Genomic DNA, 7,317 nt, shown 5'->3' with positions numbered 1-7,317 from the left:
TATTCGGGCGACCTGGCCAAGGCCATCGCGGCCGGAGCCTCGGCCGCCATGATGGGCTCCAGGTTCGCCGGCACCGACGAAAGCCCGGGCGAGGTCGTCCTGTACCAGGGCCGGTCCTACAAGTCCTACCGGGGCATGGGCTCGGTCGGGGCCATGGCCCGCGGTTCGGCCGACCGCTACTTCCAGAAGGAAGTCTCGGACCAGATGAAACTGGTGCCCGAAGGCATCGAGGGCCAGACCCCCTACAAGGGGCCGATCGCCCCGGTGCTGCACCAGATGGTCGGGGGGCTGCGCGCCGCCATGGGCTATGTCGGCGCCGCCACCATCGCCGACTTCCAGGAGCGCGCCCGCTTCGTGCGCATCACCGGCGCCGGCCTGCGGGAGAGCCACGTCCACGACGTGATGATCACGCGCGAGGCGCCGAACTACCGGCAGGGTTGAGAGGGGGAGGACAGGCCATGGACATGACACCGGAATTCATTCTGCTGGCCTTCACCCTGATCCTGGCGCTGGTCCAGATCACGGCGGCCGTCGTGGCCCGCACCGCCGAACTGGGCGGCAAATGGAACGTGGGGCCCCGCGACGCCGAGGTCCCTCCGCCGGGCCGGGTCGCCGGTCGGCTGATGCGGGCGCAGGCCAATCTGTTCGAGACCCTGCCCATCTTCGCCGCCGCCGTGATCATGGCGCATATCGCCGGTAAGGACGGGACGCTGACCGCCCTCGGGGCGCACCTCTACTTCTTCGGGCGGCTGGTCTACCTGCCGCTCTACGCCTTCGGCGTGCCCTACGTCCGCTCGCTGGCCTGGCGCGCCGCCTCCGCCGGGCTGGTGATGGTCATCGCCGCCCTGTTCCTTTGAAAGCCTGACTTGACCCCAGCCGCCCGCCTCGCCGCCGCCGCCTCCGTTCTCGACAGCATCGCCCAGGGGCGAGCCCCCGCCGAGGTCGTGCTCAAGGCATGGGGCGCCGCCAACCGCTACGCGGGCTCCAAGGACCGCCGCGCCGTCGCCGACCGCGTCTACCGCGTGCTGCGCGCCCGCGGCCGGCTGGTCTGGGCCATGGGCGGCCGCGAGGACGGCCGGGCGCTGGTGATAGGCTCGCTGGCCCTGATCGACGGCCTGTCGCTGGAAGAGATCGAGGCCCTGCACTCCGGCGAGGGCTACGGCCCGCGACCGCTGTCCAAGCAGGAACGCGCCCGCATCACGGCTGGGGAAGGCGATCTGCCCGGCTGGGTCGCCGCCGGCCTGCCCGAGTTCGTGGTCGAGGACTTCAAGGCGATCTTCGGCGAGCGCTGGGCCGAGGAGGCCCGCGAGCTGATGGCCCCGCGGGCCCCGATCGATCTGCGCGTCAATACGGCGAAGGCCCCGGTGGAGGCCGTCGCCGCCGAACTGACCGCCGCCGGTCTCGCTCCCGGGCCGACGCCGTGGTCCGCCCGCGGCCTGCGGCTCCCGGCGGAGCCGCCGCCCAACGTGCAGGCGCTCGAGGCCTTCAAGGCCGGGCGCATCGAGATCCAGGACGAGGGCAGCCAGATCGTCACCTGGCTGGCGGGCGCCGGCCTCGACTTCACCCCTGACAGCATCGTCGTCGACTATTGCGCCGGCGGGGGCGGCAAGACGCTGGCGCTGGCCGTGCAGGGCCTGCCCGACGCGGACCTGTCGGAGGTCGCGGCGCCGAAGCCCGCCGGGTGGTCACCCACCGGCGCCGACGAAGCCGCGGCGGCCCGCGCGGCGCCGCCCGCTTCCGGCATGCGGCTGATCGCCTGCGACGTGGTCCAGAAGCGGCTCGGCAACATCCGTCCGCGGCTGGCCCGCGCGGGCGTGGCGGCCGACCTGCGTCTGATCGGCCAGAACGGCGGCGGGGTCGAGGAATTCAACGGCAAGGCCGATCTCGTCTTCGTCGACGCGCCGTGCAGCGGGTCCGGAACCTGGCGCCGCCGCCCCGAGGACGCGTGGCGGCTCAAGCCGGACGAGGTCGAGCGCCTGCACGCCCTGCAACAGCGAATCCTCGCCCAGGCCGTCCAGCTGGTGAAACCGGGCGGCCGCCTGGCCTATGTCACCTGCTCGATGTTGAGCCGCGAGAACGAGGCCACCGCCGAGGCGTTCGAGGCCGCCCATCCAGACTTCCGGCCCCTGCCGGTCGCCGGCCTGCTGGAGGCGCCGACGCTCACGGACGCCGCTCGCGAGACGCTCGCCGCCCGGGCCGACGGTCATCGCCTGCGCCTGTCGCCGGCCTCGACCCACACCGACGGCTTCTTCATCGCCCTCTACGAGCGGCGGGCGTGAGCGGGGACTGGACCCTTTCCCGCTTCGGTCCAAGGACCGTCCTGTGCGTCATGGCCGCCGAGCCCGAATACGGCCCGGCCCTGCGGGCGCGCATCCGCCCCCTGATCACCGGCGTCGGTCCCGTCGAAGCGGCGGCCGCGGTCGGTCATGCGCTCGCGGAGCTGGGGGCGGGGGGAACCCCGCCGGACCTTGTCGTGTCGCTCGGCTCGGCGGGCTCGCGGACCCTCGATCACGGCTGCGTCTACCGGGTTTCGCACGTCAGCTATCGCGACATGGACGCCAGCGCCCTGGGCTTCCCCCGAGGAGAGACGCCGTATCCGCGCGTCCCCGCCGTCCTGCCTCTGGCCGACGGCCCGGCCGCCCTGCCGACCGCCCGGCTGGCCACCGGCGCCAGCGTCGTCTCGGGCGGGGCCTATGACGCCGTCGACGCCGACATGGTCGACATGGAGACCTTCGCCGTGGTCCGCGCCGCCGCCCGCTTCAATGTGCCGGTGCTCGGCCTGCGCGGCGTGAGCGACGGCCGTTCCGAACTGACCGAACTCAGACACTGGACCGACGCCCTGGCCGAGATCGATCTCCGTCTGGCGGAGGCCCTCGACCTGTTGCATGACCATTTCACGCCTGCCGCCACGGAGCCCGCATGACCGCCCCCGCTGATCACCAGAAGGTCCTGATCGTCGACTTCGGCAGCCAGGTGACCCAGCTGATCGCCCGCCGCCTGCGCGAGGCGCACGTCTATTGCGAGATCCATCCGTTCGACAAGGCGGAGGCGGTGGTCGACGAGATGAAGCCGCAGGCGATCATCCTGTCCGGCGGTCCGTCCAGCGTGCTCGAGCCCGACAGCCCGCGTATCGGGCGCAAGCTGTTCGACCTCGGTCTGCCGATGCTCGCCATCTGCTACGGCCAGCAGCTGCTCTGCGACGTGCTGGGCGGCAAGGTCGAGGGCGGCCATCACAGGGAGTTCGGCCGGGCCGAGATCGTCATCGCCGAGGAGACGCCGCTGTTCGCCGGCATCGGCGCCGTCGATCACCGCGAGCCGGTGTGGATGAGCCACGGCGACCGCGTGGTCGCCATCCCGGACGGCTTCAGGGTGGTGGCCACCTCGGCCGGGGCGCCCTTCGCCGCCATCGCCGACGAGGCGCGCCGGATCTACGCCGTCCAGTTCCACCCCGAGGTTCACCACACCCCGCGAGGGACCGAAATCTACCGCAACTTCCTGTTCGGGATCGCCGGGCTGAAGGGCGACTGGACCATGGCCGCCTACCGCGACGAGAAGATCGCCCAGATTCGCGAACAGGTCGGTACGGCGAAGGTCATCTGCGGCCTGTCCGGCGGGGTCGACTCGTCCGTCGCCGCCGTACTGATCCACGAAGCGATCGGCGACCAGCTGACCTGCGTCTTCGTCGACACCGGCCTGCTGCGCAAGGACGAGGCGGCCCAGGTCACCAACCTGTTCCGCGAGCACTACAACATCCCGCTGGTGCACGTTGATGCGTCTAAGGAATTCCTCGGACAGCTGGCCGGCGTTTCCGACCCCGAGACCAAGCGCAAGACCATCGGCCGGGTGTTCATCGAGGTCTTCGACCGCGAGGCCCACAAGATCGAGGGCGCCGAATTTCTCGCCCAGGGCACCCTCTATCCGGACGTGATCGAGAGCGTCTCGGCTTCGGGCGGCCCTTCCGCCGTGATCAAGAGCCACCACAATGTCGGCGGCCTCCCGGACTTCATGAAGCTGAAGCTGGTCGAGCCGCTGCGCGAACTGTTCAAGGACGAGGTGAGGGCGCTGGGCCGCGAACTGGGGCTCACTGACGCCTTCGTCGGCCGCCATCCCTTCCCGGGACCGGGGCTCGCCATCCGCATCCCCGGCGAGATCACCCCCGAGGCGGTGGCCACCCTGCAGGAAGCGGACGCCATCTACCTCGAGGAGATCCGCAAGGCCGGGCTCTACGACCAGATCTGGCAGGCGTTCGCCGTCCTGTTGCCGGTCAAGACCGTCGGCGTCATGGGCGACGCCCGCACCTACGAGAAGGTGCTGGCCCTGCGCGCCGTCACGTCCACCGACGGCATGACCGCGGACTTCTTCGAATTTCCGTGGGACGTCCTCGGCAGGACCGCGACCCGCATCGTCAATGAGGTCAGGGGCGTCAACCGCGTCGTCTACGACGTGACCTCCAAACCGCCGGGCACCATCGAGTGGGAATGAGCCGCGACTGACGGGGCGGTGATCAGACGTCCCGCACGGCGGCCTTGAGGTGCTCTCCGACCGCCTGTGCATGACGGAGCAGGTCCGGATTGTCGATGGCGTTCATGGAGGAGGCCGGGTCGACGGCGAACACCTCCACGCCGCTGTCCGCCTGCTGGACCACCACATTGCAGGGCAGCATGACGCCGACGTGCGGCTCCATCTTCAGCGCCTCGTGGGCCATGACGGGATTGCAGGCGCCGAGGATGCGGTAGGGACGGAAGTCCTGACCGATCTTGGCCTTCAGCGTGGCCTGGACGTCGATCTCCGTCAGCACGCCGAAGCCGTGTTTCTGAAGCGCGGCGCGGGTCCGTTCGACGACCGCTTCGAACTCGCCCTCGACGGTGCGGGCGTGAAAATAGGTCATGGGTTCGATGCCTCCGGTTTGTCGCGATAGATGTCGCACAGCAGGGCGATGACCCGGGCGGCGGCCGGGTCCGCGATGCCGTAGTAGATGGTCTGGGCTTCGCGGCGTGGGGCGATCACCCCGGCGTCGCGCAGGCGGGCGAGATGCTGCGAACAGGCCGATTGCGACAGGCCGACATAGCCGGCCAGGTCGCCGACGGCGCAGTCGCCTTCACTCAGCCGGCACATCAGCATCAGCCTCTGCTCGTTGGCGAACAGCCGCATCAGCCGGGCGGCCGGGGCGGCGCTGGCCTCCAGTTCCGCGAGATCGGACGGGCGGGGTCTGGGGATCGTATCGGTCATGGGGTCCCTTCCGCGGAGGCGGGCGCGGCCGCCGGGCGGCCGTCGTCCTTCAACGCGATATAGATGGCCGGGATCACCAGCACCGTCAGAATCGTCGACGAGACCAGTCCGAACAGCAGGGAGATGGCCAGGCCCTGGAAGATCGGGTCGAACAGGATCACCGCCGCCCCGATCATCGCCGCGAGGGCGGTGAGCAGGATCGGCTTGAAGCGGATGGCCCCGGCCTCCAGCAGGACCTCGCGCAGCGGCCGTCCCGGCGTTCGGGCGTGGCGGATGAAGTCGACCAGCAGGATCGAGTTTCGCACGATGATCCCCGCCAGGGCGATGAAGCCGATCATCGAGGTGGCGGTGAACGGCGCGCGGAACAGCATGTGCCCAATGACGATGCCGATCAGCGTCAGGGGGATGGGCGTCAGGATCACCAGCGGGATGCGGAAATCCCTGAACTGGGCGACGACCAGCACATAGATCCCCAGCAGCGCCACGCCGAAGGCGGCGCCCATGTCGCGGAATGTCACCCAGGTGATCTCCCATTCGCCGTCCCACAGCACGGTGGGGACCGTCTCGTCCGTCGGCTGGCCGTTGAGGCGGATTTCCGGGCGTGGCAGGCCCTTCCAGTCGTGTTCCTTGATGGCCGCATCGATGGCCAGGATGCCATAGATCGGGGCCTCGAACTGGCCCGCCAGTTCGGCGGTGACCATTTCGGCGGCGCGGCCGTCGCGGCGGTAGACGGGCCAGCCGGCCAGCTCTCGCTTGGCCTCGACGACCTCGCCCAGTTCGACCAGGCGGCGGCCGCCGTCGAGCGTGGTGACCGCCACGGGCATGACGGCCAGCTGTCCGGTCCAGGCGCGGGCCGACTGCGGCAGACGCACGGCGATCTCGACCGGCGTGCGCTCGTCATCGCGTGCCGCGTAGCCGAGCACCTGGCCGCCCATGACGGCGGCGATGGAGTCCTGCACCTCGCGCTCTGAAAGGCCGAAGCGTTCGAGCTTTTCCCGGTCGGGTACCAGGCGCAGCACGGGGCGGCGGACGCCGTAGCTGTTGTCGACGTCGACCACCGACGGCTGCGCCCGGAACAGGGTCTCCAGCTCGGCGGCGACGGCGCGGCGGGTGGCGGCGTCGGGGCCGTAGACCTCGGCAAGCAGGGTGGCCAGCACCGGCGGCCCCGGCGGCGCCTCGACCACCTTGATCGAAGCGCCCGCCGGCAGCGGCAGGTCGGACAGACGGCGGCGCAGGTCGAGGGCGACGGCGTGGCTGCTGCGCTTGCGGTGCGCCTTGTGCGCCAGCCGGACCGCCAGATCGCCCTGTTCGGCCCCCGCCCGCAGGAAATAGTGGCGCACCAGGCCGTTGAAATTGAACGGCGTCGCGGTCCCGGCGTAGCTCTCCAGAGACTCCACCTCCGGCAGGGTTCCGGCCACCGCCGCGGCGCCCGCGAGGGTGCGTTCGGTGGTCTCCAGGCTGGTCCCCTCGGGCATGTCGAGCACCACCTGCAGTTCGGACTTGTTGTCGAACGGCAGCAGCTTCACCGGCACCGCGCGGACGCCGAACATCGACATGGCCAGCAGGGTCGCGAGGCCGACTGCGATCAGGAAGGTCCAGGCGCTGCGGCGCGAACGGATCACCGGCGCGGCGACCCGGCGGTAGAGGCGGCCGAGCATGCCCTCGCCATGCTCATGACCGCGCCCGGCGGCGAGCGTCCGGCGCGCGAACCGGATCATCAGCCACGGCGCGATGACCACGGCGACGAAGAAGGAGAAGATCATGGCGGCCGAGGCGTTGACCGGGATCGGCGCCATATAGGGTCCCATCAGACCGGAGACGAACAGCATGGGCAGCAGGGCGGCGACGACGGTCAGGGTGGCGACGATGGTGGGATTGCCCACTTCGGCCACGGCCTCGACGGTGGCCTGGGCCCGACTGCGGCCGTCGTCCATGGCCCAGTGCCGTGCGATGTTCTCGATCATGACGATGGCGTCGTCGACGAGGATGCCGATCGAGAAGATCAGGGCGAACAGGCTGACCCGGTTGATGGTGTAGCCCATCAGGTTGGAGGCGAAGAGGGTCAGCAGGATGGTGGTCGGAATGACC

8 protein-coding genes are annotated in these 7,317 nt (G+C 70.3%); 5 read left to right on the top strand and 3 right to left on the bottom strand.

Features of this window, described 5'->3' with window-relative positions; genetic code table 11:
• The 5 genes from VGD32_RS14100 to guaA form a co-directional block, all read left to right on the top strand.
• Nucleotides 1–441: IMP dehydrogenase (locus VGD32_RS14100; RefSeq protein ID WP_331032513.1), on the top strand; the 441-nt coding region annotated here is incomplete at its 5' end.
• 17 nt (nucleotides 442–458) lie between these two features.
• A complete protein-coding gene (locus VGD32_RS14095) occupies nucleotides 459–857 on the top strand; it encodes an MAPEG family protein (protein ID WP_331032512.1) in 399 nt (132 codons plus the stop codon).
• Between the two features lie 9 nt (nucleotides 858–866).
• Entirely contained in the window at nucleotides 867–2,279 is a 1,413-nt protein-coding gene (locus VGD32_RS14090; RefSeq protein WP_331032511.1) for an RsmB/NOP family class I SAM-dependent RNA methyltransferase, read from the top strand.
• A complete protein-coding gene (locus VGD32_RS14085; RefSeq protein ID WP_331032510.1) occupies nucleotides 2,276–2,923 on the top strand; it encodes a 5'-methylthioadenosine/S-adenosylhomocysteine nucleosidase in 648 nt (215 codons plus the stop codon). Before VGD32_RS14090 ends, VGD32_RS14085 begins: the two co-directional genes overlap by 4 nt.
• Nucleotides 2,920–4,482 carry a glutamine-hydrolyzing GMP synthase gene (gene guaA, locus VGD32_RS14080; RefSeq protein WP_331032509.1) on the top strand — a complete coding sequence of 521 codons (1,563 nt, stop codon included), beginning with the start codon at nucleotides 2,920–2,922 and terminating at the stop codon, nucleotides 4,480–4,482. Before VGD32_RS14085 ends, guaA begins: the two co-directional genes overlap by 4 nt.
• A 22-nt stretch (nucleotides 4,483–4,504) precedes the next feature.
• Here guaA and VGD32_RS14075 read toward each other — a convergent pair whose 3' ends face one another.
• From VGD32_RS14075 to VGD32_RS14065, 3 genes are all read right to left on the bottom strand, one after another.
• Nucleotides 4,505–4,888, bottom strand: coding sequence for a DUF302 domain-containing protein (locus VGD32_RS14075; protein ID WP_331032508.1), 384 nt, complete (start codon nucleotides 4,886–4,888; stop codon nucleotides 4,505–4,507).
• Nucleotides 4,885–5,229, bottom strand: a complete 345-nt coding sequence (locus tag VGD32_RS14070; protein WP_331032507.1) for a metalloregulator ArsR/SmtB family transcription factor — start codon at nucleotides 5,227–5,229, stop codon at nucleotides 4,885–4,887. The genes VGD32_RS14075 and VGD32_RS14070 overlap by 4 nt, the downstream gene beginning before the upstream one ends.
• On the bottom strand, nucleotides 5,226–7,317 hold a 2,092-nt coding region (locus VGD32_RS14065; RefSeq protein WP_331032506.1), incomplete at its 5' end, for an efflux RND transporter permease subunit. The genes VGD32_RS14070 and VGD32_RS14065, both read right to left, overlap by 4 nt.

Origin of the sequence: Brevundimonas sp., assembly GCF_036402095.1 — a bacterium.
Classification (GTDB): Bacteria; Pseudomonadota; Alphaproteobacteria; order Caulobacterales; family Caulobacteraceae; genus Brevundimonas.
The sequence above is the reverse complement of the archived record's forward strand: the minus strand, read 5'-3'. Positions and strand labels throughout refer to the sequence as shown.

What these genes read in the sequence shown, in the direction of transcription:
- VGD32_RS14095 (WP_331032512.1), top strand. Translation starts at nt 459, where the DNA reads ATGGACATGACACCGGAATTCATTCTGCTGGCCTTCACCCTGATCCTG.
- guaA (WP_331032509.1), top strand. Translation starts at nt 2,920, where the DNA reads ATGACCGCCCCCGCTGATCACCAGAAGGTCCTGATCGTCGACTTCGGC.
- VGD32_RS14075 (WP_331032508.1), bottom strand. Translation starts at nt 4,888, where the DNA reads ATGACCTATTTTCACGCCCGCACCGTCGAGGGCGAGTTCGAAGCGGTC.
- VGD32_RS14070 (WP_331032507.1), bottom strand. Translation starts at nt 5,229, where the DNA reads ATGACCGATACGATCCCCAGACCCCGCCCGTCCGATCTCGCGGAACTG.